18 protein-coding genes and 1 pseudogene are annotated in these 26,607 nt (G+C 52.9%); 17 read left to right on the top strand and 2 right to left on the bottom strand.

Annotated features, from left to right (window positions below; genetic code table 11):
* The first annotated feature begins 86 nt into the window (after nt 1-86).
* The 7 genes from MHI43_RS16775 (at nt 87) to MHI43_RS16745 (ending at nt 11,785) form a co-directional block, all read left to right on the top strand.
* Nucleotides 87-860: an alpha/beta hydrolase-fold protein gene (locus MHI43_RS16775; protein WP_036660572.1), complete on the top strand. Its 774-nt coding sequence runs from the start codon at nt 87-89 to the stop codon at nt 858-860.
* 104 nt (nt 861-964) lie between these two features.
* Entirely contained in the window at nt 965-3,232 is a 2,268-nt protein-coding gene (locus tag MHI43_RS16770; protein WP_235201641.1) for an ABC transporter ATP-binding protein, read from the top strand.
* Nucleotides 3,229-3,759 carry a DUF1854 domain-containing protein gene (locus MHI43_RS16765; RefSeq protein WP_015735517.1) on the top strand — a complete coding sequence of 177 codons (531 nt, stop codon included), beginning with the start codon at nt 3,229-3,231 and terminating at the stop codon, nt 3,757-3,759. The genes MHI43_RS16770 and MHI43_RS16765 overlap by 4 nt, the downstream gene beginning before the upstream one ends.
* A gap of 23 nt (nt 3,760-3,782) precedes the next feature.
* Nucleotides 3,783-5,996, top strand: coding sequence for an ABC transporter ATP-binding protein (locus MHI43_RS16760; RefSeq protein ID WP_036660569.1), 2,214 nt, complete (start codon nt 3,783-3,785; stop codon nt 5,994-5,996).
* A gap of 81 nt (nt 5,997-6,077) precedes the next feature.
* Nucleotides 6,078-7,946: a beta-L-arabinofuranosidase domain-containing protein gene (locus tag MHI43_RS16755; protein WP_015735515.1), complete on the top strand. Its 1,869-nt coding sequence runs from the start codon at nt 6,078-6,080 to the stop codon at nt 7,944-7,946.
* A 283-nt stretch (nt 7,947-8,229) separates the two neighbouring features.
* A complete protein-coding gene (locus MHI43_RS16750; protein WP_036660568.1) occupies nt 8,230-10,041 on the top strand; it encodes a family 43 glycosylhydrolase in 1,812 nt (603 codons plus the stop codon).
* Nucleotides 10,042-10,393: 352 nt separating this feature from the next.
* A complete protein-coding gene (locus tag MHI43_RS16745; protein WP_036660567.1) occupies nt 10,394-11,785 on the top strand; it encodes an extracellular solute-binding protein in 1,392 nt (463 codons plus the stop codon).
* Between the two features lie 95 nt (nt 11,786-11,880).
* Here the strand turns inward: MHI43_RS16745 and MHI43_RS16740 are convergent, their stop codons facing one another.
* A complete protein-coding gene (locus tag MHI43_RS16740; RefSeq protein WP_051425300.1) occupies nt 11,881-12,663 on the bottom strand; it encodes an AraC family transcriptional regulator in 783 nt (260 codons plus the stop codon).
* A gap of 133 nt (nt 12,664-12,796) precedes the next feature.
* On the opposite strand from MHI43_RS16740, the gene MHI43_RS16735 reads away from it, so the two are divergent.
* The 9 genes and pseudogenes from MHI43_RS16735 to MHI43_RS16695 all read left to right on the top strand — a co-directional run bounded on the left by MHI43_RS16735 (nt 12,797) and on the right by MHI43_RS16695 (nt 24,576).
* Nucleotides 12,797-13,621: a sugar phosphate isomerase/epimerase family protein gene (locus tag MHI43_RS16735; protein ID WP_015735512.1), complete on the top strand. Its 825-nt coding sequence runs from the start codon at nt 12,797-12,799 to the stop codon at nt 13,619-13,621.
* 73 nt (nt 13,622-13,694) lie between these two features.
* Nucleotides 13,695-14,975, top strand: a complete 1,281-nt coding sequence (locus tag MHI43_RS16730; protein WP_235201640.1) for a glycoside hydrolase family 30 beta sandwich domain-containing protein — start codon at nt 13,695-13,697, stop codon at nt 14,973-14,975.
* 348 nt (nt 14,976-15,323) lie between these two features.
* Nucleotides 15,324-17,639 carry a helix-turn-helix domain-containing protein gene (locus MHI43_RS16725; protein ID WP_036660566.1) on the top strand — a complete coding sequence of 772 codons (2,316 nt, stop codon included), beginning with the start codon at nt 15,324-15,326 and terminating at the stop codon, nt 17,637-17,639.
* A 273-nt stretch (nt 17,640-17,912) separates the two neighbouring features.
* Complete coding sequence (locus tag MHI43_RS16720; protein ID WP_176502406.1) at nt 17,913-18,887, top strand: ABC transporter permease subunit; 975 nt, start codon at nt 17,913-17,915, stop codon at nt 18,885-18,887.
* Nucleotides 18,888-18,911: 24 nt separating this feature from the next.
* On the top strand, nt 18,912-19,832 hold the full coding sequence (locus MHI43_RS16715; protein ID WP_015735508.1) for a carbohydrate ABC transporter permease: 921 nt from the start codon (nt 18,912-18,914) through the stop codon (nt 19,830-19,832).
* Between the two features lie 53 nt (nt 19,833-19,885).
* Nucleotides 19,886-21,544, top strand: a complete 1,659-nt coding sequence (locus MHI43_RS16710; RefSeq protein ID WP_015735507.1) for an ABC transporter substrate-binding protein — start codon at nt 19,886-19,888, stop codon at nt 21,542-21,544.
* 206 nt (nt 21,545-21,750) lie between these two features.
* Nucleotides 21,751-21,954 (top strand): annotated as a pseudogene (locus MHI43_RS16705) (amidohydrolase); the annotation flags it as partial.
* A 26-nt stretch (nt 21,955-21,980) separates the two neighbouring features.
* Complete coding sequence (locus tag MHI43_RS16700) at nt 21,981-22,208, top strand: hypothetical protein (RefSeq protein ID WP_144374251.1); 228 nt, start codon at nt 21,981-21,983, stop codon at nt 22,206-22,208.
* Between the two features lie 100 nt (nt 22,209-22,308).
* Nucleotides 22,309-24,576, top strand: coding sequence for a glycoside hydrolase family 95 protein (locus tag MHI43_RS16695; protein ID WP_015735506.1), 2,268 nt, complete (start codon nt 22,309-22,311; stop codon nt 24,574-24,576).
* A 43-nt stretch (nt 24,577-24,619) separates the two neighbouring features.
* Here the strand turns inward: MHI43_RS16695 and MHI43_RS16690 are convergent, their stop codons facing one another.
* Nucleotides 24,620-25,534: an AraC family transcriptional regulator gene (locus MHI43_RS16690; RefSeq protein WP_015735505.1), complete on the bottom strand. Its 915-nt coding sequence runs from the start codon at nt 25,532-25,534 to the stop codon at nt 24,620-24,622.
* A gap of 172 nt (nt 25,535-25,706) precedes the next feature.
* On the opposite strand from MHI43_RS16690, the gene MHI43_RS16685 reads away from it, so the two are divergent.
* The gene (locus MHI43_RS16685; protein WP_015735504.1) at nt 25,707-26,582 is read left to right on the top strand and encodes a fumarylacetoacetate hydrolase family protein; all 876 of its coding nucleotides are present in this window, start codon (nt 25,707-25,709) and stop codon (nt 26,580-26,582) included.
* Nucleotides 26,583-26,607 lie beyond the last annotated feature (25 nt).

The following is a 26,607-nucleotide window of genomic DNA, read 5'->3' as shown; positions in this document are numbered from 1 at the left end:
GTTGTATTAGAGCACAGCTTGCCAAAGTGGTGAGTTTGCTTGGATATCGCCCGGCGCTAAACCTATGAACTGAAGGGGAGAGGAACATGAAGGAGAAGGCCCCGGCCGGATTCGACCGGCAACGGGAACATATCGCCAGGGGAATAATCGAAACGGTGGAATATGCATCCGAAACGGTAGGCAACTTTCGAAAGGCGACGATCTATACGCCACCAGGGGATGGCGATGATAAAACGTACAACGTGCTTTATTTATTGCATGGGATCGGTGGTGATGAGTCGGAATGGCACCGCCATGCGGATCCGCAGACGATTCTGGATAATCTATGCGCGGATGGGAAACTCGCGCCGATGATCGTCGTTTTTCCCAATGGCCGTGCGATGCCGAACGATCGGGCTGAAGGGGACCTGTTTGATCCGGACAAAGTGAAAGCATTCGAGACGTTCGAATTCGATTTGCTAAACGACCTTATTCCCTTTGTCGAGTCGCGTTATTCGGTATCGACAGGTCGGGAAAACCGTGCGATTGCGGGGTTGTCCATGGGCGGGGGGCAATCCTTGAATATCGGCTTGAAGCACCTCGACCGTTTCGCATGGATCGGCGCTTTTTCCCCGGCTCCCAATACGAAATCTCCTGAACAGCTCGTCCCGCAACCGGAAGAAGCGTCGGCCAGGCTCAAATTGCTGTGGCTTTCATGCGGCGACGAAGACAGTCTTAAGCCGATTAGCGACCGGACGCATGCGTATTTGGCGGAGCACCAGGTTCCACATATTTCGTTTGAGGAACCTGGCGGACATGATTGGTCCGTATGGAAGAGCGATTTGTATCATTTTTCTCAGCACCTTTTTAAAGATAGCTAATGTGCAAGGAAGCCTTGTCCGTTTATGGCCGGGCTTTTTACTTTCAGCCAAAATGACCGAAAGGCGAAAAGATCATGACGTTACTGCCGAAGGAAATCATGTCCATGTTGGACAGAAAAGGTACAAAAGCCGCTGATCTGGTGCACTGGATGGAGTGTGACCGGTTGCCGGACGGCGGCTATACGGACGGATATCTCGTCTTGTCCCGGGAATATCTTCACATCTTTCGTGGCAGCGTCACTTCGAAGGAGAAGACGTTTTCGAGTGATGCAGCCCGCCGGAGCAAGGACGCTGGCAAGCCGGGGAGAGACCGTTCCGTCGATTGGGCATGGGAACGCATTCCCGTCGAACGATTGGAATCCCTGATCATCGTTAATCTGGTCGCTTCCGGCATGGTCGTGGCAAAGGAGCGGGAAGAGCGAGTGATCGGCGCATTCACGAGTGGTCAAATGAAACAGGCCGTCCGATTTGCGGGAGCCTTCGACAAAATGAAGAAAAACGAGCGGTTGGAGGCCTTCGAACAAAACGAGGAATCGGAAGGGGCTTCCTGCCCGACATGCGGATTGATGTACCCTGAAGAAGGCAGGCCATTCTGCCCGAAATGCATGAAGAGGCATGCCGTCTTCGCACGTTTGCTGTCGTTTGCGGGCAAGTATAAGCTGTCTATCTTCTTTATCGTGTTGTTTATGCTGCTCAACTCGGCGACCGGTCTCGTCATTCCTTATTTTCAAGGCACGGTGCTCTTTGATCAGGCGCTTGCCGGAAGTGGCGCTTTCGCGGGGAAGATCGGTCTTGTCATTGTGATCATTCTCGCATTCCGAACGCTATCGCTGTTATTCGGGGTCTTGTTCGGCACCATTATCGCAAAACTGGCGGCAAAGGTCGCATTCGATTTGAAATCGGCCGTATTTACCGCGTTGCAGCGGTTGTCGCTCGATTTTTTCATGCGTAGGCAGACCGGTCATCTCATGACCCGAGTGAATAACGACGCACAGGAACTGCAATATTTCTTATTAGACGGGCTTTCTTATTTCATCGTAAATGCGTTGAACATCATCGGCATCACCGCCGTGCTTCTTTGGATGGATTGGCGGCTTACGCTGATTTGCCTGCTGCCGATGCCGTTGGTCCTCTGGCTTGTCCGGAGCGCGTTTCCGAAGCTGTGGCGCTTGTCCTGGCGAAGGCACCGCAGGGTGAGCGCCCTGAATTCAATCATCAGCGATTCGGTTCGCGGCTCGCGGGTCGTCAAGGCATTCGGTAAAGAAAAGGTGGAGATCCGCCGCTTTCAGCGGGCGAACGATGCATTCTCCGGGGCCGAACAGCGTTTCAACAAATTGAGCGGAACCGTGTTCCCGGTGCTCAATTTTCTGACGCAGGCGGGCGGGATCTTGATCTGGGCGTTCGGCGGTTGGTACGTGATGCAAGGCCGGATGTCGTTCGGCGCCGTGCTGACGTTCGTCAACTATATGATGATGCTGTACGGGCCGATTCAGTTCATGAACAATATCGTCGGCTGGTGGTCCAATTGCATGGCGGCGGCGCAGCGTATCTTCGAGATCCAGGATGCCGTGCCGGATGTAGCTGAGCGTCCTGGCGCCGTTCATTTGCCGGCGATGAAAGGCGATATCGTGGTCGATAACGTTTCGTTCGGCTACGAGCCGAACAAACCGATTTTGAAGCAGGTGTCCTTGTGCGCGAGACCGGGGCAGATGATCGGCGTCGTCGGCCATTCGGGTGCGGGGAAATCGACGCTTGTCAATCTGGTGTCGCGATTGTACGACGTAACCGAGGGGGAAATCCGGATCGACGGCGTCAATGTCAAGGATCTTTCGACAGCTTCACTGCGGCGTCATATCGGGATCGTATCCCAGGATGTCTATGTGTTCTCGGGCAGCATCGCCGAAAATATCGCGTACGCCGATCCCGATTGCCAGGCGGAGGACATTCTGCATGCGGCCAAAATCGCGAATGCGCACGATTTCATCGAAAAGCTGCCGGACGGCTATGATACCCAGGTCGGATCGGGCGGTTACAGCTTGTCCGGCGGGGAGAAACAGAGGCTTTCGATCGCCAGGGCCGTGCTGCACAACCCAAAGGTGCTCATTCTAGACGAGGCGACCGCCTCGCTCGATACGGAGACGGAGCTGCAAATTCAGCAGGCGCTCGATTCGCTTGTCAAAGGACGGACGACCATCGCGATCGCCCACCGGCTGTCCACGTTAAGGCAAGCCGATTTTTTGGTTGTGATGGATAAAGGCGTCATCGTCGAAGCGGGCACGCACGACGAGCTGATGGCGATGGAGGGCGTCTATAGGGAACTGGTCCGCAAACATGACGAAGCGCTCAGAATGAAGGGGGAGATCATCGCATGACGACGATGGACGAACATCGGGGGACGGAGCTGGCGGATGCGGCGGGCATCCGATATTTGACCCCGGATAATACGGATTTCACGGAGACGAACGGACGTATGCTATCGGTTAGTACCGGGGGCGAAGTGCATTCGCCGGTTTACGTGCATTGTTCCTTTCCGCATACGAACCAGCGCTCATTCTTGTCGATTCGTACGGCGGATAACAAGGAGATCGGCATGATCCGCCATCTTGACGATTTTCCCCAAGGCACGGCCTCCCTGATTGAAAGGCAGATGATAATCCGCTATTTTACGCCGGAAATAACGAAGGTTATTGCCGTAACCGAGGAGTTCGGCTATTCCTATTGGGAAGTTGCAACGACTGCCGGACTGTGCCGGTTTACGGTGCGAAACGGCAGCGGCAACGTCAAGTTCGCCGCGGAGAATCGCCTGCTGATTATCGACGTCGACGGAAACCGATTCGTCATCCCGCAGGTGGACCGTCTGAGCGACAAGGAATACCGAATGGTCGAAATGAGATTGTAAACGGCGGTAACGGAGGAAAATCGATGAATTTGAATTTCACGCTTTCAGAGCAGGATTTAGCGGCGGTACGGCAAGTCGTCGGAGCGGAGATCGCTTATTGCGTCCCGGCCGACCTGTCGCTGGAAGGGCAGCGGGTGGAAGGCTATCTTGCGATCGGCGGTGGCAGGTGGGCCTATGTGCAAGACGGCCAGGTGCGAGACGAGGGAAACATCGCGGACGCCAGCGATTATAAGCTGGTGCCGTTCGTTGGCAATGCAGTGCTCGAAGCCACGGAGAACGAGACGAAGCGAATCGTCGTCCGGGTGACGATGCAGCATGCGGCCAGGTACGGCTATATCGCCCAAATCTTGAATGACATGGCTGCCGCTCGCCCCATCCGTATTTATCATGATGAAGCGGATCCGGTTTGTGCAGCTTGCGGACGATCGCTCGTCCCGGGTACGCGGGTGTGTCCCCGATGCATGAGCAGAACAGCTGCTTTCAAACGACTGCTTCTCGTGTCGAGAAGGCACTGGCGAGGCTTAATGCTTGGGCTTGGCGTTCTGATCGTCGCTTCGGGACTGGCGATGGCTGGACCCTATTTCCAGAAGCTACTCGTCAACGCTGCGCTGCTGCCCCCCGCCGGGCAAGAAGCGAACGTTAGGGTGTTCTTCCTTGCCCTCGCCGGGATGCTGTTCGCCCTGGCCTTCGGCGAGCTGCTCGGCATCGCCAAAAACCGGATCATGGCCAGCGTCAGTACGGGCATTGCGGCCGATTTGCGCAAAACGGTATTCGATCGGATTCAGAACATGTCGCTCGGATTTTTGACGTCCCAGCGAGCAGGAGACCTGATGAACAGGGTGACGGCCGATACGGACCGCATCCGTCATTTGATTCAGGAGATGTGCACAACGGCCATCTACCAACTGATCATCCTGGTTGCGTCAGCGGCTCTGCTCTTTACCGCCGATTGGCGGCTAGCGCTGGTCGTGCTCCTTCCCGCTCCGTTCGTTGCTTATCTGCACTACCATATTTGGAGACACGTGCTGCACAAGCTGTTTCACAAGCAGTGGCGAATCTCCGATAAGGCGAACTCATTCCTTCACGACGTTCTAAGCGGCATCCGGGTCGTGAAGGCGTTCGGCCAGGAAGAGCGGGAAATCCGCAGATTCCGGAAATACAACGGCGAATTTGCCGCAGCCGCGATCAAGAGCGAGCAATTGTACAGCGTTTTATCGCCGATCTCGAATTATTTGATTCAGATCGGCCAATATCTCGTCCTCATGATCGGCTGCTACATGATTATCGGCCGGGAAATGAACGTTGGCGAACTGATTCAGTTCAGCGCTTACGCCACAATGATATTCGGGCCGATCTCCTGGTTGATGTTCATGCCGCGCTGGATCGCGAATGCCGTCATATCAATGCATCGTGTATTCTCGGTGATCGACGAGCAGCCGGAAGTCATCGATGCAAAGAACGCGGTGGGCCACCGGATTCGGGGCTCGATCGAGTTCCGCGACGTTTTTTTTGGTTACCGATCGTATGAGCCTGTTCTGAAGGAAATCAACCTCACCGTGAAGCCGGGGGAGATGATCGGACTCGTCGGCCATTCCGGATCGGGCAAATCAACGACGATCAATCTGATTTCCCGTTTTTATGATGTGAACGAAGGGGAGATTCGGATCGACGATATCGATATCCGGATGATCCGGCAGGAAGATTTGCGCTCGCAGATCGGAGTCGTGCTGCAGGAGACGTTCCTGTTCAGCGGGACGATTGCGGAGAACATTCAGTATTCGAAGCCGGGTGCGAAACCGGAAGAAGTAATCGAGGCGGCCAAAATCGCGAACGCGCATGATTTTATCATCAATTTGCCCGACGGTTATGATACGAGGCTCGAAGAGAACGGGAACAATTTGTCTGGTGGCGAGCGTCAACGCATAGCGATCGCACGGGCCGTGCTGAACGATCCCCGAATCCTCATTCTGGACGAGGCAACGGCTTCGCTTGACATCGAGACGGAAGCGGCCATCCAGGAAGCGCTGAAACGGGTGACGAAAAACCGCACGACGATCGCTATCGCGCATCGCCTCTCTACGCTGCGCCATGCCGATCGGCTCGTCGTTCTCGACAGGGGGCGGATCGCCGAGATCGGCTCGCATCGCGAATTGATGGATAAGCGGGGGATCTATTACAAGCTGATTGCCGCCCAGCGCGGCATGTCCCGCAAGAGCGACCCTTCCGTGGTGGTATGACGCCGCCAGATGCTTACTGTGAAATAGACGGGCTGAAAGATTAAAAGCTCGTTCTGCCGACATATCGAAAGGAGGAACTCAATGAAAGCATTGAGAGGCAAACAGGTCATTTTGAAAGAGCAAGAACTGATCCGCAGGGAACGAGCGAACAGAAGCTATCTGATGAAGCTGGACAGCGGTCATCTGTTGTTTAATTATCATTTGGAGGCCGGAAGATTTCATGGAAGAACGATTCCCGAAGGTGCGCACGGCGGTTGGGAAACGCCGGTCTGCCAATTGCGCGGCCATTTTCTTGGTCATTGGTTGTCTGGTGCGGCGTTGCATTATGAAGAAAGCGGCGACATCGAATTAAAGGCCAAACTGGATGCTATTGTGCATGAATTGCATGAATGCCAACGCGATAACGGCGGTCAGTGGGTCGGTCCGATACCCGAAAAATATCTGCACTGGATTGCAAGCGGAAAAAGCATCTGGGCGCCCCAATACAATTGTCACAAAATATTAATGGGGTTGGTCGATGCCTGGCAATATGCCGGAAATCGGCAGGCCCTGGATATCGTGGATCGGTTCGCGGACTGGTTTGTCGAATGGAGCGGCACATTCACAAGAGAGCAATTCGACGATATTCTCGATGTGGAGACAGGCGGAATGCTTGAGGTTTGGGCCGATCTGTTGCACATAACCGGAGCGGACAAATATCGTGTGCTGTTAGACCGGTATTATCGCAGTCGGCTGTTTCAACCCTTGCTGGAGGGCAAGGATCCGCTTACGAATATGCATGCTAACACTACGATACCGGAAGTGCTCGGCTGTGCGAGAGCTTATGAGGTTACCGGAGACGACAGGTGGCTGTCCATCGTCCAAGCGTATTGGAATTGCGCTGTAACGGAAAGGGGAAGCCTTGCGACAGGCGGTCAAACCGCTGGAGAGGTCTGGATGCCGAAGATGAAGATGAAGGCCCGCCTAGGTGACAAAAATCAGGAGCATTGTACTGTCTATAACATGATCCGACTAGCAGATTTCTTATTTCGTCAATCTGGCGACCCTACCTACGCGCAATATATCGAGTACAATCTATACAATGGCATTATGGCGCAAGCCTATTATCAGGAATATGGTTTGACTGGTAGTCAGCATAACTATCCTAGAACCGGCCTGCTGACCTATTTCCTCCCCATGAAGGCCGGTCTGCGCAAGGAGTGGAGCACGGAAACCGACAGCTTCTTCTGCTGCCACGGCACGATGGTTCAGGCGAATGCGGCCTGGAACATGGGAATTTATTATCAGGACGGGGATATCGTCTATATCAGTCAATATTTCGATTCCGAGTTGGACGCAAGTATCGCTGGAACCCTCATACGGATCGTACAGACGCAGGACAAAATGAGCGGTAGCCTCCTATCCTCGTCTAACACGGCCGGGTACCAAGCTATTAATGATACAGCGTCGATAAATGAAAATATACCTACTTTTCGCAAATACGATTTCATTGTATCTGCTGCCGCACCGACAACGTTCACGCTCCGCTTCCGCATACCTGAGTGGATCATGGCGGGAGCATCCGTGTACGTCAATGACGTTCTGCAGGGGACGACTCTGGACAGCGAGAACTTCTATGACATTCACAGAGCATGGAAGGAAGGCGATACCGTCTCGATCATGCTGCCAATCGGCATTCGGTTTGTTCCGCTACCGGACGACGAACGAACAGGTGCCTTCCGATACGGTCCAGAAGTGTTGGCAGGCTTGTGCGAATCAGAACAGCAGCTCTATATGAGGGATGAGGATATTGCGTCCGCTATCGAGAACGAAAATGAACGTGAATGGGGGAGTTGGCGGTATTTCTTCAAGACAGTCAACCAGGAACCTGCCATCACGTTCAAACGAATTCGGGATATCGGGTACGAACCTTATCAAATTTACTTCAAAGTAACGCGTACAAAATTATAGTGAAGAGAGAAAAATAAAATATTCCGTGTGTCCAGCCGATCAACATCCATTCCTGCGATAGATCTAGGCTGATGACTAGTACGATCAAACAGGCGGATACTGAGATCGGTAAAATTGCCATTTCCGTAATGGAGATTTGAGAGATGTAAGCTGTCGGAGGTCTCATATAACGTTCCTGTTCGGCGGGACGACCGGAGTGAATATTCATTACTCGAAGCCGAGTGCAAAGTTGGAAGAGATTATTCTTGAAAAGCCTTATCCGTTAGGAGGGAAGGAGCAGCGTATGGAAAATGAAATTCTCAGCGTTCTCTGCTATACGAGAGAACCGCTTGAACCGGAAATCTATTCCCCGAAGCTTGCATATAGCATGCATCTCGCTTACACCGAAGACGGGATGAGTTATCGGGAGCTTAATCACAACTCGGGGGTGCTGTTCGCTAAAGCCGCCGAGCTCTCAAACGCCACGCTGTCCGCCAAGAGTTTGAAGAATCCGTACCTGTTCCACTTGGCTGACGGAAACTTTGGCGTACTGGCCATTCGGACGGAAGCGGACGGTTCTCCCGATCAGCAGAGCAAGGGCTCAGTGCTTTTGTTCACTTCCCCGGACTTGCTGCAGTATCGGGAGCTCGGTCTGTTGAACCTAACGAACGGGCTTCATGTACAAGATATCATGTGCGAATATGAACATGCTTCCCGAAGGTATATCCTTCGTTGGCGTGAAGAAGACGGAAGGTATTATCAAAGGGAAATGGCGGATGTGACATGCCCGGACGACGCTGCCAAGCCGAAGCCGTGCGAAGCTTTCACGCTAAGCCCGAGACGCGTCGACATTGAAGGAGCAGTGCCCCGCAATGCGATACGTGTATCGCGAGGCGTGGCTCAGAGGCTGATTCATAAGCTTACGGTACCGGTTCATGTGCGTAATGAACTGCCGGAGCGTGTGGCCGTTACGTCCAAAGAACAGTTACAAGCCGTTAAAGTGACGGCGATATACAGTGATGGCACAACCGCGATCAAGCCGATTGAGTGGGATGCGTCCGAGATCGATTGGAGCCGTCCCGGAACTTATCGCATTTCTGGAAGCATTCGGCAGGATCGCTATACGTTTCCGATGGCGACGAACCGTGCCGACCCTTGCATTGCGCAGTGGGACGGAAGGTATTATTTTGTCGCGACCAATGATGCCGACGGCAACCATACGATATCGATCCGGGAGGCGGATTCCATATTCGGTCTGGTCTCGGCAGAAGAAACCAAAATCCTGGATACAGGCATGCATGATCATCTGAAGCGATTTCTGTGGGCGCCTGAACTTCATGGCATCGGCGGCGATCTGTATATTTTTCTTGCCGGCTGCAGCGGCGAATTCAAAGACATTCAATCGCATGTTATGCGGTTAAAGAATGGCGGCAATCCGAGAATGGCTGCGGATTGGGGGACCCCAATCCGGGTCGCCAGGAATGACGGAAGCCCGCTGTTTCAAGCCGGCATAACGCTGGACATGACCGTATTAGAGCGGAAAGGCCGTTTATATGTGCTCTGGGCGCAAAGGGAATTGGTACCGCATGACCTGGGCTCGTGGATCTATATCGCCGAGGCGGATCCGAGGGAACCGTGGAGACTGTTATCGGAGCCTGTCCTGCTGTCCAAGCCCGATTACGGCTGGGCGAACAATCAAACGTTCGTGGAGGAAGGGCCCTTTGCACTCATGACAGACCGGAAGATCTTCGTGACGATATCCGGTGCTCTGGTCGATGCCACGTATTGCGTCGGCATGCTCAGCGTCAATTCTGACGCTGATTTGCTTGACCCGAACCAATGGACGAAGCGAAATTACCCGCTGCTAACCTCCAGAAGCGTGCCGGGCGAATACGGGCCAGGACACAATTCTTATGTGAAGGACGAGGAAGGAACGATCTGGAGCGTATATCACGCTCGTCCAGGCATCGGCCAACCCCGCTGCTCGGGTCTCCGTCGCGTGCATTTCGACGTTGACGGTGAACCGATGCTGGGCTTGACGGAAGAGAAGGACCTGAATCCAGCGCTTGCGTCCGTATACCTGGATGTGCAGGTGGAAGCATTGGTGGAAGGCTGACGGAACAACAACTTTTCTGGGTTTGTGCGAATTGTTGAACATGAAGAACAAAAGAAGCGCCGTGTTCCCGTGTGCGGGTACGCAGCGCTTCTTTTGCGTTTTGACGACGTGAACCCGAGGTTAATCCTTTGCCAATGATGAATTCAGATTGGGCACACCGTATAGCCGATGCTCATGCGCTTTCCACTTTCTGGCCCTTTGCGTTGCCCAGAGCATCAACACTTTTAGAATTTACAAATCATGTTTAGTTTCTCTCTGGTCCGTTAACGCAAGCAGTTATATGATCTTGGTAGCTACAAAATGTAAGCGCTGCAACATGAATGCAGCCATGACCAAGGGAGGGGAATAACGCATGTGGATGCGAAAGATCAGCCTGCTGTTCTGCAGTCTGATTCTGGTGTTCATGATGGCATGCAGCAGCGGTTCGGGCGGTGATCTGAAGTCGAGCGAACCCGGCATAGCGAATGAGGCCGTCAACGAGCCTGCAGTGAAAGACGAGGAACCGGCAGACGAACCAAGCGGCCAGGAAGACATATCCGGTTCGCCGGAAATGGATTTTGATATGGGCGGCAGCACCATCAAATGGGTGTCCTGGTATGACGAGTCCATTCAGGAAGACAACCCTGACAACATTAATCGGAAACGAAATTTGGAAGAGTTAATGGAAAAGCATAATTTTAAAATGGAATACGTAACCGTGGATTTCGGCGAGTATCAGGACAAGGTGACAGCTTCGCTGGTAGCGGGCGAACCGATCGGCGATATCATCCGGGTTGCAAGGCCATGGATGATTCCGACGCTGGTCAATCAAGGTTTGTTCGCGCCAGTGGATGAATATACCAAGAATGAGAAGGTATTCATACAGCAGTACACGAACGAGTACTCCCAATACGAAGGAAGAGGCTACGGATTTCGGACCGGCATCAATGGCGCATCATCCGGCATTTTCTATAATCGCACGCTAATGAATCAATTGGGCATAAAGCCGTTGCAGGAATACGTCAACGAAGACAACTGGAACTGGGACACATTCATTCAAGTCGCGAAAGAAGCGAACAAAGATTCAAATAACGACGGCAAGTTGGATATTTGGGGGCTTGCAACCGCTTCCCTTCTGGTTCCTGCCATGGCTTCGAACGAGGCGAATCTGGTCATTCTCGATCAGCAAGGACTCGAGGATCCAAAAACCTTGGAAGTATTGAACTTCTTATCGCGACTTGCAACCGAGGCGGTTGGCAGGCCTACGGAAGGAGGGGACTGGACTGAGGCGGGCCAATTTTTCCGCCAAGGCAACACATTGATGCTTGCCGGCAGCGACTATGAAATGGAGAACTTCAAGCAGGACATGCCGGATTACGATATCGGCTTTCTTCCATTCCCGAAAGGGCCAAGCGCCACAGGGTATCATTCGCATAATACGATCCCGAACTATCTGACGATTCCAAGCGCGGTAGAACACCCCGAACGCCTGGTTTACATTTACGAGAAAATCAACGATATCGACTCAATCTACGATTATCCGAAACAATCCACGCTGGAAACACTATTCAGCAATGAGGACGATATTCAAAATGCCAAGATGGCCGGTGAGAGCATCAAAGTAGTTGATACCAACGCCGGGTATCCATCGATGCCTTATTACGAATTTACAGGGGAAATTCAGGAAGGCATCCCGGTATCAACGGTTGTCGAGAAATACAAAGCGCCGTTCCAGGCCGCGATTGATACAGTTTGGAAAAAGTGAGCAGGGATCATCAACCATAACAGCTGCCCTCGCATCCTCTTTCGATTAGGAGGGCGGCTTCAGGTAAAGCCATTCGTGTTGGAAAGCGATTTCGATTAATGCCTCTTAATGGCAGAGGGAGGATAGCCTTTCGATTCCTTGAACACTTTGCTGAAATAGGAAAGGTCATAAAAACCGCAGCATTCCGCGGCTTCCGTAACAGTACAATTGCCCGTCGCCAGCATGATTTCAGCATTATTTACGCGAACGCGCTGCAGGTATTCCTTGTAGGTCGAACCGGTGTTCAGCTTGAATAGCTTTCCAAGGTAGACGGGGTGGAGATTGAGCTGCTCGGCAAAATCGTTTAACGTCAAGTCTTCCGCATAGTGCTCTTCGATGAATGCTGTCAGTTTCTTGATCCGCGGATCCATCAGCATCGTCGTTTGGCGATGCATGCAGCGGAGCAGCCGATGGAGAATGAGTTCGAACAATGCGCGCGCATGGATCATATAAAACGGTTGTTTATTCATCCACACGAGGTTGAACTCACGGATGTAGGAAAGAATCTCCTTGGTGATCAATTTCTTTGTGACCACGCCAAACGGAAGCCGGATATAATTATGCGGCTCGGCCCAGAAAAAATTGAACGGATACGCATGCATGGGCGACTCCTTACATGTATGGGCTTCTCGTACGCTTCCTCCGGGAACGTATACCAGGTCGCCTGCTTCAACTGCAAATTTTTTGCCGTTAATGTAGTAGTTTGCCCGGCCCTCAACAACGAACGTCAAATCATGAAATCCGATTCGGGACTTCTGAATTTTCCAATCCGGATAACATTTACGGTCTACGAACAGAAAGATATTCGGTACGAGATGAGGGTGATATTCAAGCTCCATGCGAAAATCGCCTCCTTTTAAAAAAATTGTAACGTCCTAATGAACTTTTACAACCTGTGATTGGATTGTAATTTTACCATGGAATCGCCGCTTGCTATTATCGAAATTTTCAGCTAAGAAAGGGAATGATTGAATGATCACGTTAACCGGGTTTGCGGATGAGATCTCCCAGGATTTGGAGGAACAGCTGGATGTCCTTGAATCCGAAAGCATCCGTTATCTTGAGCTTCGAGGCGTATGGGGGAAAAACGTGCTGCAGTTGAGGGAAGAAGAGTTGTCTGGCATAAAAGAACGATTATCGCAGCGGGGGGTCGGAGTCTCCTCAATCGGATCGCCGATCGGGAAAATCCAAATCACCGACGACTTTGAACCTCATCTCGAACATGCCAAGCATGCCGTTCGTTTGGCTAAGTATTTCCAAGCGCCTTATGTCCGCGTGTTTTCCTTTTACATTCCCGACGGAGACCACGAGAAGTATCGGCCAGAGGTAATACGGCGCATGCTTCGGCTCGCTCAGTTGGCAGAGCAGGAAGGCATTGTACTGCTTCATGAGAACGAAAGCCATATTTACGGAGACACCGGCGAGCGATGCTTGGAGTTGCTTCAATCAGTTTCGTCCCCCCATTTGCGGGCGGCGTTCGATCCTGCGAATTTCGTGCAGTGCGGCGTGAAACCCGTAGGCGAGGCCTACCCATTGGTCGGCGACTATACGGCGTATATCCATGTCAAAGACGCCATAATGGGGAAGGGGATGGTCGTGCCCGCAGGCGATGGTGACGGCGAGCTACGTCTGCTCCTTCAAGAGCTTTGCCGCAGGCGGTATTCCGGCTTTCTGTCTTTGGAGCCGCATCTGCGGGCCGCCGGAAGGTTCGAGGGATTCACCAATCCCCAACTATTCGTCGAGGCTTCCAAAGCGATAAAGCGATTGCTAGCTGTGGAAGGGATGGAGTGGAATTGAAAGGTCGGATATGAATTCAACCGAGTGCATCCTGACACGAATCCAAAAAAAAATTTTTGGGAGGAGCAGTCTCATGAATCGTTTCTTGATTTCACGTTATAAGAAAGCCATAAGTGCATGTTTGGCCCTTGTCCTTGCGTTGTCCCTTTTGCCGGCACCTGGCGATGTTGCCGCAGCCAGCGACGCCGTTGTGAATGTATCGTCGGAGAAACAAGTGATACGCGGTTTCGGAGGCATCAACCACCCGGCATGGATCGGAGATTTGACGGCAGCACAGAGAGAAACCGCATTCGGAAACGGACACAACCAGTTAGGATTCTCGATATTAAGAATCTACGTGCACGAAGACCGAAATCAGTGGTACCGTGAACTGGATACGGCCAAACGAGCGATTGCCCTTGGAGCTATCGTATTCGCTTCGCCATGGAATCCGCCCGCCGACATGGTCGAGACCTTCAACCGCAACGGCGATACGTCGGCAAAGCGACTTCGCTACGACAAGTATGCCGCGTATGCCCAGCATCTTAACGATTTCGTAACCTACATGAGAAACAATGGCGTGAATCTTTACGCGATTTCCGTCCAGAACGAGCCCGATTATGCGCATGACTGGACGTGGTGGACGCCGCAGGAAATGCTTCGCTTTATGAAAGAAAATGCCGGATCGATCAACAGCAGAGTGATCGCACCGGAATCGTTCCAATATCTGAAAAATATGTCGGACCCGATTCTAAATGATCCCCAGGCGCTTGCCAATATGGATATTCTTGGCGCTCATCTGTACGGTACCCAAGTTAGCAATTTCGCGTATCCACTATTCAAACAAAAAGGAGCGGGAAAAGACCTCTGGATGACCGAGGTGTATTACCCGAACAGCGACAACAACTCGGCGGATCGCTGGCCTGAAGCCTTGGATGTGTCTTACCATATCCACAATGCGATGGTAGAGGGAGATTTTCAAGCTTACGTATGGTGGTATATCCGCAGATCCTACGGTCCGATGAAAGAGGACGGCACGATCAGCAAACGCGGCTACAATATGGCTCATTTCTCCAAGTTTGTCCGTCCCGGCTATGTCAGGGTGGATGCTTCGAAAAATCCACAAACGAACGTTTACGTATCCGCCTATAAAGGCGACAACAAAATCGTTATCGTTGCCATAAACCGGAACAACTCCGGGGTCAATCAGAACTTTGTCCTTCAGAATGGAACCGTTTCGCAGGTATCAAGGTGGATCACGAGCAGCAGCAGCAATCTCCAGCCAGGAACGTCTCTCAATGTAACAGGGAGCAATTTCTGGGCTCATCTTCCCGCGCAAAGCGTTACGACTTTTGTGGGTGAACTCGGGCGGTAACACATCGTCTACGGTACTGTTAACAAAGCGTATGATAAGGGCTGTCTTCAAGTCACAAGGGTGACTTGGAAGGGCAGCTCTTTGTTCTGGGCTGGTAATCAGTAAGGAAATCCACGAAGTGCCGACACACAGCTCGCAGTGGTTCCTGCCAAACCCCTTAATGTTTATATTAACTCCGATTGATCATATTGCCTCGTAAAGGAATTTGCGTCCTTTCGCTCCTAGCCTATTGCCATATCGTATGCAATTGTACTCCGAGGAAGGAATTGTACCTTTTTCTTGCGAACAGTCAAGTGTATCATCGAATTGCTTCATATTTGAAAACGCTTTCTATTGAGGAGGGTACATATGCAGCGTTTATGGTCCAAGTTCTCCCCGGTGTTCCGCAGATTTCTGATTTCCTACCTGATTGTGCTGTTAATCCCCCAAATCGCAGGTTATGCATCGTACAGGGCTTCGATTGAAGTAGCAAAATCAAGCTCGATCGAAAACAGTCTGAGTTCATTGAATCTGGGAAAAGAGATCATCGAGCGGCATCTGGTGGAGGTGGAAGCCTTCACGAAGCAGCTTGCGATCAATCAGGATTTATATCGTCTGATCGCCGATCCCAAGCCGCTCGACAGCAACAACGTTTACGGCTTGGGGAGGATGCAGCGCAGTCTGTCCATGTACAGCAGCACGAACGATTACCTGTCTAATTTCTTCATCTACATACGCAATTATAACGCCATTATTACGCCGAGCACCGTCTATTACCGGCCTGAGCATTATTACGAGGCGAATCGGCTTGAAGGAATGACGTTCGAGGAATGGGAAGAGGCCGTATTAAAGAAACCTCATCTAAATGAGTTGATTCCGCTTAAGAAATATAGGCGGGAAATCCGCGATACGGTGTTTGTCGAAATGCCGGCAGTCACGTTTCTGCAGTCGATACCGCTTAACAGCTTCAACAATCCACAGGCGATGATCGGCGTTATGATCGATGAAGATCATATGGGCAGCCTGCTGCAAAACATCGTGGACCAATACGGCGGCTGGGCGGTGGTTGCGGACCGGGAAGGCAGCTTGATCCTGTCCCGCGGCATCGGCGAAGAGGAAGCCAAGCGCTTCTCCGAAGCTCCGGGAGACGAGAACGGACAAGTCAGCCCCACGGGCGACGGCAAACTGTTGATTACCATTCGGTCCGACCTGAACGGGTGGACCTATATGGCCGGAATACCCGAGCAGGTGCTGTTGACGAAGGCCGACAAAATCCAGCGGATCACGACGACGTTTACGCTGGCTGCGCTGGTCATCGGTTTGCTGATCGGACTTGTGCTCGCGTACCGGCACAGTGCTAAGCTCCATTCGCTCCTGTCCGTGTTTCGCGAGCAAAACCACATTTCTCGGGAGAAGATCGGTAATGAGTATGATTTCCTGGCCGGCAATATCGCGGCGCTGATCGCAAACAATGAATTGCTGGAGTCTTCACTGAACGATCAGCTCCCGCTGCTTAGGGATGCGTTTATCAAGCGGCTGCTGACAGGCGACTTCTATACGCTGCGCGAGATCGAGGCGGTCTCCGGTCAAACCGGAGTCCGCCTCCGCGGCGAGCATGGACGTGCAGGCATTCTAAAAGTTGCCGGATATGGCAGCGCTGACAGTGAGGAAATCATCCAGGAACTCAGCGTCGCAAGGTTGATCGTCCGGCAGGGCTTGAGCCGGCTGGAATCCGATGTGCTGGTTACGGACTGGGGTTCGGACCAGATCGCTTTCGTGCATGCGCTTGCCGGAGAGCCGCTGGACGATTTACATCGTCGCCTGGAAGCCGGTTTGCTCGAACTAGTCGATACCGTATATCGGCAGCATCGATTGTCGATCACGATCGGGCTGGGTTCGGTGTTCGACGCGTGGAACGGCGTAGCTGACTCGTTCAACGAAGCGCAGCAAGCGTTGGAATATGCCGTCCACACTGGGGCAGTCGGCATCACTCGGTTCGAGGATGCGATGAAAGCAACGGAGCTGTACTATTATCCGATTGAATCCGAACAGCGTATGCTCAATACGCTTAAGGCGGGTGAACTGGAGGAAACAAGCCGCCTTCTTGACCAGCTGTTCAGCCGGAACTTTGAAGAAAGGGAGCTGTCGTACGATATGACGCAGCAGTTTGTGACGGAACTCAAGGGAACCTTTTTGAAGCTGGCCGAACAAAAAATATTCCACGACGAGTCGTTGACCGACCATATCAAGGAACAGATCGCGGCCATTACGACGTCGGACGGGGTCGATCAGCTCAGGGACAGATTCGGGAAGCTCATTCATGATATCTGCATGGACGTCCGGAAGAAAAAATGCGACATGCATGCCGAGACCGTCGGTGAGATCATCCGCTATATCCACGAGCGTTACTCCGACGCAGAGTTGACGCTTTATCGTATCGCGGAGCATATTGGCAAGCCCGAAAAGTATATCTCCCAAATGTTCAAGGAACATACGGGAACGAATCCTTCGGACTACGTTGAGCTGGTGAGGATCGGCAAGGCGGCCGAGCTGCTGCAGGAGAACCTATTGACGATTGACGAGATCGCCGCGCAGGTGGGGTATAACAGCGCCCATTCATTTCGGAGGGCCTTCAAGCGGGTTCGCGGCGTGTCGCCGAGCACATTCCGGCAAATGGCCGATTAAGGAAACGGCGATCTCGCCAATCTTTTGCGTAAAAGGGAAGTCAGCCGTCTGCTTAATCAAAGGGGATCGAACGTGTTGGCGGACGTTTTTTATCGAATCCGCCTAATGAAAAACCTAGTAAAATCAAGGCTTGGAAAGCATCCGTTTCCGAAATTGTACGGCAAGGGAGAAAGTGTGCCTTTACGAAGCCGAGCGTGCAATTTTATGATTACGCACAAGAAAGCGCTGCCAAATAAGTTCCGGCTTCATTGGCAGCTACTCATCGAAGGAGGGATGGAACTGAGTACTCTATTTTCCAAGTCCAAAACGGTCAGAGCCCCGAGCGGCAAGCGCTCGGAAATCGGAAGAGCCGCCTATCGAAGCTTCAGAAGACATTGGCAACTGTATCTGCTGGTCATTCCGCCGGTCTTGTACTTCATCATCTTCAAGTACTTGCCCATGGCAAACGCCGTGCTAGCATTCAAGAATTATAACGTAATGAAAGGGATTTGGGGGAGTCCATGGGTCGGCACACAGTATTTCGAGATGTTTTTTCGCAACCCTGCGTTCGTGACACTGATCAAAAATACGCTGTACATTTCGTTCTATCAATTGATCGTCGGGTTTCCGATCCCGATTCTGCTGGCGTTGGCCTTGAACGAGGTGAAGAGCGCAAGGTTCAAAAAAACCGTGCAGATGGTCACCTATGCGCCATATTTCATCTCCACGGTGGTCATGGTGTCCATCATCATGCTGTTCCTGTCCCCGCGTCTTGGGATCGTGAATACCATTGCTGGCGCGCTTGGCTTTGAAGCGGTCAATTATCTTGGAGAGCCTGGCATGTTCCGCACGATCTACGTGCTGTCCGATGTATGGCAAACCATGGGCTATTCCGCGGTGATTTATCTTGCTGCTCTGGCGGGAGTGGACCCGTCATTATATGAAGCGGCCAAAGTGGATGGCGCCAATCGGTTCCAGAAAATCCTGAATGTCGATCTTCCCGGCATTCTGCCGGCCGCGGTCATCATTCTGATTCTCAGTGTAGGCAACATCATGGCACTCGGCTTCGAGAAAATGTACTTATTGCAGAATCCGCTGAACTTGTCCTCGTCCGAGATCATTTCCACGTATGTGTACAAAATCGGATTGCTGAACGCGAACTACAGCTTCGCCACGGCGGTAGGATTGTTCAATTCCTTGATCAATCTGGTGCTGCTCCTAGTCGTCAACGCCATTGCCAAGCGGGCATCCAATACCAGCCTCTGGTAAATTTCACGAAAGGGGGGGAGTGACATGAACGCATTGCGGGCCCATTCCGGAAGCCGACGGAGCGTGAGGATCAAGGAGTCGCTGGGGGACCGTATTTTTCTGAGCGTAACCTACATCTTGCTGATCTTGGTTTTAATTGCCGTCCTGTATCCGCTTATTTACATCGTAAGCTCGTCCCTGAGCAGTCCAAGCGCCGTCTCTGCAGGCAAGGTGTGGCTGTGGCCGGTCGACGTATCGCTGGCAGGGTACGAGGCGGTGTTCCGAAACGGCCAGGTGCTGACAGGCTATGCCAATTCGCTGTTTTATACCGTTGCCGGTACGTTCATCAGCGTATCCCTGACCATCATGGTCGCTTACCCGCTGTCGAAGAAGTCGTTTTTCGGCCGCACGCCGCTTATGGTTTTCATTACTTTCACCATGCTGTTCTCCGGCGGGTTGATCCCGACCTATCTGGTCGTCAAATCGATGGGCATGATCGATACCCGCTGGGCGCTGCTCATTCCGAATGCCGTTTGGGTATGGCAGGTCATTATCGCCAGAACCTTCTTCCAGACCTCGATCCCGGATGAGCTTTCCGAGGCGGCAGACATCGACGGGTGCAGCGACATCCGCTACATTTTCAGCGTCGTTCTTCCGCTTGCCAAACCGATTATCGCCGTGCTCTCGCTTATGTACGCGGTGGGGCAGTGGAACGCCTATTTCGATGCCTTGATCTACTTAAAATCGCAATCGCTCTATCCGCTTCAGCTCATTCTCCGCAGCATTCTCATCCTGGGAAGCGGAACGGGCAATATGGACGCCGGGGAGATGGTGAAGCAGCAGCAAATGGCCGAGCTCATGAAATACTCGCTTATTGTGGTGGCAAGCCTTCCGGTGCTGGTGATCTATCCGTTCGTGCAGCGCTATTTCGTGCAAGGCATGCTGATCGGCTCCGTGAAGGGCTGATCGTGGGCAGAGCCCGTTATGTTGCATTACCAATTCATGAGGGGGAGATTGATTTGAGAAAAACAGCAACTCGTCTGCTTGTTCTCATACTGATGCTTAGTTTTGTGCTTGCCGGATGCTCCGGCGGAAATGACAACCCGGGAAGCGCAGGGAAGGAAGGCGGCATGCCGGACTCCGGCGAGAAGGTAACGATCAACGTTTTTTCCCATCAAGGATCGGATATGGATCTGAAAACCAACAAGTTTACGAAAAAAATGGAAGAGCAATTCGGCATCAAATTCAATTGGACAACCGTTCCGTTTGACGGCGCGGCCGAAAAACGGCAAATCTCGCTCGCGTCCGGCGACTATCCGGATTTGTATATGCTTATTCCATGGGTAGACCGTTTCTCGCAGACGGACTTATTGAAATTCGGACAGCAGGGGGTAATCATCCCGCTGAACGACCTGATCGATGAGCATGCTCCGCACATTAAGGAAGTGCTGGAGAACAACGATTATTATAAAGCGATGAACACCGCGCCGGATGGCAACATTTACGGATTGACCGGCTTAAACGAATGCTTCCACTGCTCCTACCCGAATAAAATGTGGATCAATACGAAGTGGCTTGATCAGCTCGGGCTTGCGCAGCCGACGACGCCGGAAGAATTCAAAGCGGTTCTCGAGGCCTTCAAGACACAGGATCCGAACGGCAACGGCAAGGCGGACGAAGTGCCGCTTAGCGGATCCGTCGAAAATTTCGGCGTTCACGTAATCCCTTACCTTATGAACGGCTTTATATACAACGACGACAGAACATATCTCATCATGAAGGAGGGCCAGGTAGACACCGCCGCGAACAAACCGGAATGGCGGGAAGCGCTGGCCTACATCAAATCGCTTTATGATGGGGGGCTCATTGACCCGGGAGCCTTTACGCAAAATGCAGGCGCGTACAAAAAAATCGGGGATAACGCGGACGCACAGCTGTTGGGCGCCGGGGCCGGCATGCATCCCGCCTTGTTCCTGACGACGGGAGAAGACGCGCCGTACAGCAAGGACTATAACCCGCTTTCGCCTTTGCGAGGACCGCATGCCGATTATGCAACATTCAACTATCCGATAGATCCGGGCGCATCCTTCGTCCTGACGAATAAAGCGAGCAAAGAGGCCCAAATTGCCGCCATTCAAATGCTGGACTATTTCTACACGCAAGAAGGCGCGATGCTTTCCTACCTCGGTGAAGAAGGCAAAAGCTGGCGCAAGCCGCAGGATGGAGAAATCGCGCTGAACGATAAAGTGGAGCCGCTCTATAAAGCGATCCCGCTTGAACCCGGGGAGCAGCCCCGCAATGACAATTGGGGAGCATTAACCCAATATAACCATCACCGGGCATACCGCGATGCCGAGGTTCAGGGCACAGATATTTACGCCGATGACGGTTACGAACGCCGCCTGTACGAGGCAACGCTATTGATGGAAGGCAAGGAGCCGCAAGATATCTTCCCGCACTGGGCGCTATGGGTCGACCCGCTGGTTGCCGACGAAGCCAGCATGATGCAGACGAACATCAAGGACTATATTGACCAGAACGCCTTGCTGTTCATCACCGGTGCCAAGAGCCTGGATAAGGATTGGGATGATTACGTGAAAGGGCTGGAGGGTCTGAACATGCCGCGTTATATTGAAATCATGCAGGCTGCTTACGATTCATCGACAATATCGAAATAAACCGTGGCCCGATAAGCCCGGCTTCTTGGAGGCAGGAGTCTTTGCTCAGGACGCGGGGCTCTTGTCTTCCTTATTTTTAAAGTTCGGCGTTTAAGTGATCTTCGATTTGGGACCGTGACATCAAAAAAAGGTACAAATATGCGGAATTCGGCAATTTCTATTCTGTTATCGGATGTTGCAACAAGGTGGAATGGAGGTTGTGTTCGATGCGCATTGACGCCCATCAGCATTTTTGGAAAATCGAACGCAACGATTACGGATGGATGACGCCCGAAATTCCGGTGCTTTACCGCGACTATTTGCCTTCCGGTCTCAAACTGCATTTGCAGAGACACGGCATCGGCCATACGATTCTTGTTCAGGCTGCGCCGACGATCGAGGAAACCGAATTCATTCTGAAATTAAGCGAAACGGCCGTACGAGCAGCGCCTCGTCGATGGAAAGCGCCTTTGGGCTCGTCGGCCACGGCGGTTCCTTGACGTTTGTCGGGTTGGTAAAAAGCACGATTACCTTTAACGATCCCGATTTTCACGCGTGCGAAATGACGGTGCAGGGCAGCCGAAATGCGACGCGGGAGGACTTCGAGCGGGTGATTGCGGCCATAACCGGCGGCTGCATTGACATCGGCATTACATTACCCACCGAAGCTCGCTCGAGGACATGATCGACAACTTCGACAGCTGGCTCTTGCCGGAATCGAAGGTGATCAAGGCGTTGGTGGAGCTGAACTAGTTCAAATTGCGATAGCGGATTGGAGGAGAAGCATGACAAGTTTGAATGGCATGGAACTGAAGCATCGCTTGTGGTATAGGAAACCGGCGGCCGAATGGAATGAGGCGCTGCCGATCGGAAACGGCCGGCTGGGCGCGATGATCTTCGGCGGCACGGCCGAGGAGAAGCTGCAGCTTAACGAGGATTCGGTGTGGTACGGGGGCCCGCGCGACCGCAACAACGAAGATGCGCTGCCCCATTTGCCCGAGATCCGCAAGCTGATTATGGAAGGCAGGCTGCAGGAAGCGGAGGAGCTGGCGGCGATGACGATGGCGGGGCTGCCCGAAGCGCAGCGGCACTATGTGCCGCTCGGCGATCTGCTGCTGTCGTTCGGCCAGCATGGCCAGCTTGCCGAGGATTACATGCGGGAGCTTGATTTGGAGCGCGGTGTATCCCGCGTCAGCTATCGGATCGGCGGGATCAGGTATACGCGCGAGCTGTTTGCCAGTTATCCGGATCAGGCGGTCGTCATCCGCATCACCGCCGACAAGCAGGAGGCGGTCACGTTCAAAGCCCGGTTCAACCGCCGGAACTGGAGGTACGTGGAGAAGACGGACAAATGGGAGGCGAGCGGGCTGGTCATGCGCGGGGATTGCGGCGGCGAAGGAGGCAGCTCCTTCAGCGCCGTCTTGAAGGCGGTCCCGGAAGGCGGCGTCTGCCGCACGCTTGGCGAGTATTTGCTAGTGGACGGCGCAAGCTCGGTCACATTGCTGCTTGCCGCCGGAACGACGTTCCGGCATCCCGACCCGGAGCTTGACGGCAAACGGCGGCTGGAGGAGTTGAGCCGAGTTCCGTATGCCGAGCTGTTAGCCCGGCATGTCGCCGATTACCGCGAGCTGTACGGACGGGTCGAACTGAAGCTGCCCGAGAATCCGGACAAAGCCGCGCTCCCGACCGACGAACGGTTGAAGCGGTTCCAACACGGCGAGGAAGACCACGGCCTGATCGCGACCTATTTTCAATTCGGGCGCTACCTGCTCATTGCCTCCAGCCGGCCGGGCTCTTTGCCCGCGAATCTTCAAGGCATCTGGAACGACAGCTTTACTCCGCCGTGGGACAGCAAATTCACGATCAATATCAATGCGCAGATGAATTATTGGCATGCGGAAAACTGCAATTTGGCCGAATGCCACGAGCCGTTGTTCGAGCTGATCGAACGGATGCGGGAGCCCGGGCGGGTTACGGCCGGCGTCATGTACGGCTGCCGGGGCTTCACCGCGCATCACAATACGGATATTTGGGCGGACACGGCCCCGCAGGATACGTACCTTCCTGCTTCCTTCTGGCCGATGGGCGCCGCCTGGCTGTGCCTGCATCTGTGGGAGCATTACCGATTCGGTCAGGACCGATATTTTCTGGCGCGGGCATACGAGACGATGAAGGAGGCGGCGTTGTTCCTGCTCGATTATTTGATCGAGGACGGCGAAGGGCGGCTCGTGACTTGCCCTTCCGTTTCCCCGGAGAACCGCTATAAGCTGCCAAACGGCGAGACGGGGGTGCTGTGCACAGGGGCCACGATGGATTTCCAGATCATCGAAGCGCTGTTTGATGCCTGCATGCAGAGTGCGGAAATTTTCGGGCGGGATGAGGCGTTCCGCGAGGAGCTCGCTGCCGCCTTGAAGCGGCTGCCCAAACCGCAGATCGGCAAATATGGGCAAATTCAGGAGTGGATGGAGGATTACGAGGAAGTGGAACCGGGACATCGCCACATCTCCCATCTGTTTGCGCTTTATCCGGGCGAAGGCATGAACGTGGATTCCACGCCGGAGCTCGCCGCAGCGGCTCGGACGACTTTGGAACGAAGGTTGGCTAACGGCGGCGGACACACCGGCTGGAGCCGGGCGTGGATCATCAACTTCTGGGCACGACTGTTGGATGCCGACAAAGCTTACGAAAACGTAAGAGCGATGCTTCACCACTCTACGCTGCCTAACCTTTTCGACAACCATCCGCCGTTTCAAATCGATGGTAATTTCGGCGGCACGGCGGGCATTGCCGAGATGCTGCTGCAAAGCCACGCTGGTTTGATCCGTTTGCTGCCTGCTTTGCCTAACAGCTGGAGCGATGGGGAAGTCAGAGGGCTGCGGGCACGTGGCGGCTTCACCTTGAATTTCACCTGGACGAAGGGACAGGTTACTGAAGTGGTCGTGTCCTGCTCAGTCTCCGGTCCATGCCGTTTACAAGCACCTGGACTTGACCCTGTTTCGTTTACGGGGGAAGCCGGCCGCTCCTACATGTTCACCAAGAAAAGGGATGAGTGATCATCAAATAACTTAATAGCTCGTGATACGCATTCTTAATGAGTTACTGACCCGGCTCATAATCTAATGACTGCTGCTGGACTCCGTTTCTGTATTCACTGGGCGCCATCCTCGTCCACCGCTTGAACTGGCGGCTGAAATGCGCATTGGTCTTATATCCTAGCATCATCGCGATATGGTCCATGCTTAAATCCGTTTGCTTTAACAGCCGCTGAGCTTCGCCCAAAAGGGTTTCTGACAAGAACTTGCGAGGTGCTTTGCCGTACACTTCACGAAAGATCCGATTCACCTGCGACGGACTAAGGTTCAGCGACTTGGCGATGTCATGGATCCAGGTTCGCTCGGTCTCCTGAATTTCACCGTGAAGATGGATATATCTTACGGAGTCTTCAATTTGCTCGGCGATCTGACGGGCGATTGCTTCTTTTTTCGATAAGATGACGGATGGGGTCTGAGATAGCTGTCCGACCAGGGAGCCGAGCAGTTCGAATACGGCAGCGTGGACTCTCATCTGTTTGAAGGCCGGCAGCGGGCTGGATAAGTGCTCAGTGGCCAGACTGTAGAGTGTAGAGAGAGAAGAAGACAGTCCCTGGGCTAAAACCGAATCAGCCGGATAATAAATGTCCTTGCAGCGGTTGAGTTCTCTACAAAAGGATGTATCGTGAACGCTGAAATGGACGGAAAAGTAAGTGAAACCTTTCGGACCGGCGCCAGTGCAGGAATGCGTCATACCGGGGCGGATGAACAACAAGTCTCCAACGGACTGTTTGTACAGCTGTCCATTTACCACCATATTCATCTCTCCGTCCATCATCCAATGAATTTCGTACATGGAATGCTCGTGGGACGGATAAGTCCAGCGGGAACCCACTTTTCTTGCATGCAGCCCCAATAATTGAAAAGACATGCGAACATCGGGCAGACGGCCTAAATATACGGCTTCGGAAAACTTGGTCAAAGCAAACCTCCTCGGTATGTCCTGTTTTCCAGTAACGGTTAGACTCATCTTAACAGAAAAATCATGCGTGAAAAGGGTAAATCGTCGTAGAGATTAGCGCATCGTCATAGACGATCGGTGGTGCTATGGTAGTAATATCAACCCGAAGGGGAAGAAATGGGGGCAAGCCTGAATGAGAATTATACGATTTCTGGACGGACAACAGAAGCGGCTGGCAGCCGTTACGGATGATGAAGCAGCCTATCGTCTGCCGCAGCCGGATTTTATGACTTTGATCCATCAAGCCAGGGAGCGCGGGATCTCTCCTGTCCAACTGGTTGAAAGCGCTTTTAGTCCTGCGAATGAGTTGGCTGGTGACTGGACTTCTCTGCGCCTTATCACGCCAGTGGAAGCTCCGGAGGTATGGGCGGCAGGCGTTACATATCAACGGAGCCGGGAAGCACGTAATTATGAAGCTACGGATGGAAAACTGGATGCGGAAACATTTTACGACAAAGTTTATGAGGCTGAGAGGCCGGAAATCTTTTTCAAATCCACGGCCGCCCGCACCATCGGACCGAACGAGGCCGTCACGCTGCGCAGTGATTCCACATGGCAGATCCCTGAGCCTGAGCTGGGATTGGTGCTTGGCGCAGATGGCAGCATTGTGGGATATATCGTCGGCAATGACATGAGCTGCCGCGATATCGAAGGGGAGAACCCGCTGTATTTGCCGCAAGCGAAAATATGGCGCAAATCCTGCTCCATCGGACCGGCCATCCGGCTTGCGGAAACGGTGCAGAATCCATATGCATTCAGCATCGTCTGCGAAATTTACCGCGAGGGGCGCATGGTCGTTAAGAGCGAGGCCAGTACGAGTGAATTAAACCGAAAGCTGGATGAACTGGTCTCCTTCCTGGCAAAAGACAATGATTTGTTTGACGGTACGGTGCTTTTGACAGGCACAAGCATTGTGCCGCCTAATGAGTTCACGCTTGAGCCCGGGGACCGGATTGAAATTTCAATCAGCAGTATCGGTACGCTGGTGAACCCTGTTTTATCAAACTAGTTTTTAATAAGGAGGACGTACTTCC

It is taken from the genome of Paenibacillus sp. FSL H8-0457 (assembly GCF_038051935.1).
GTDB classification, from domain to species: Bacteria; Bacillota; Bacilli; order Paenibacillales; family Paenibacillaceae; genus Paenibacillus_AQ; species Paenibacillus_AQ lautus_A.
Note: the sequence above shows the minus strand (reverse complement) of the source record. Positions and strands in the feature narration are given on the sequence as shown.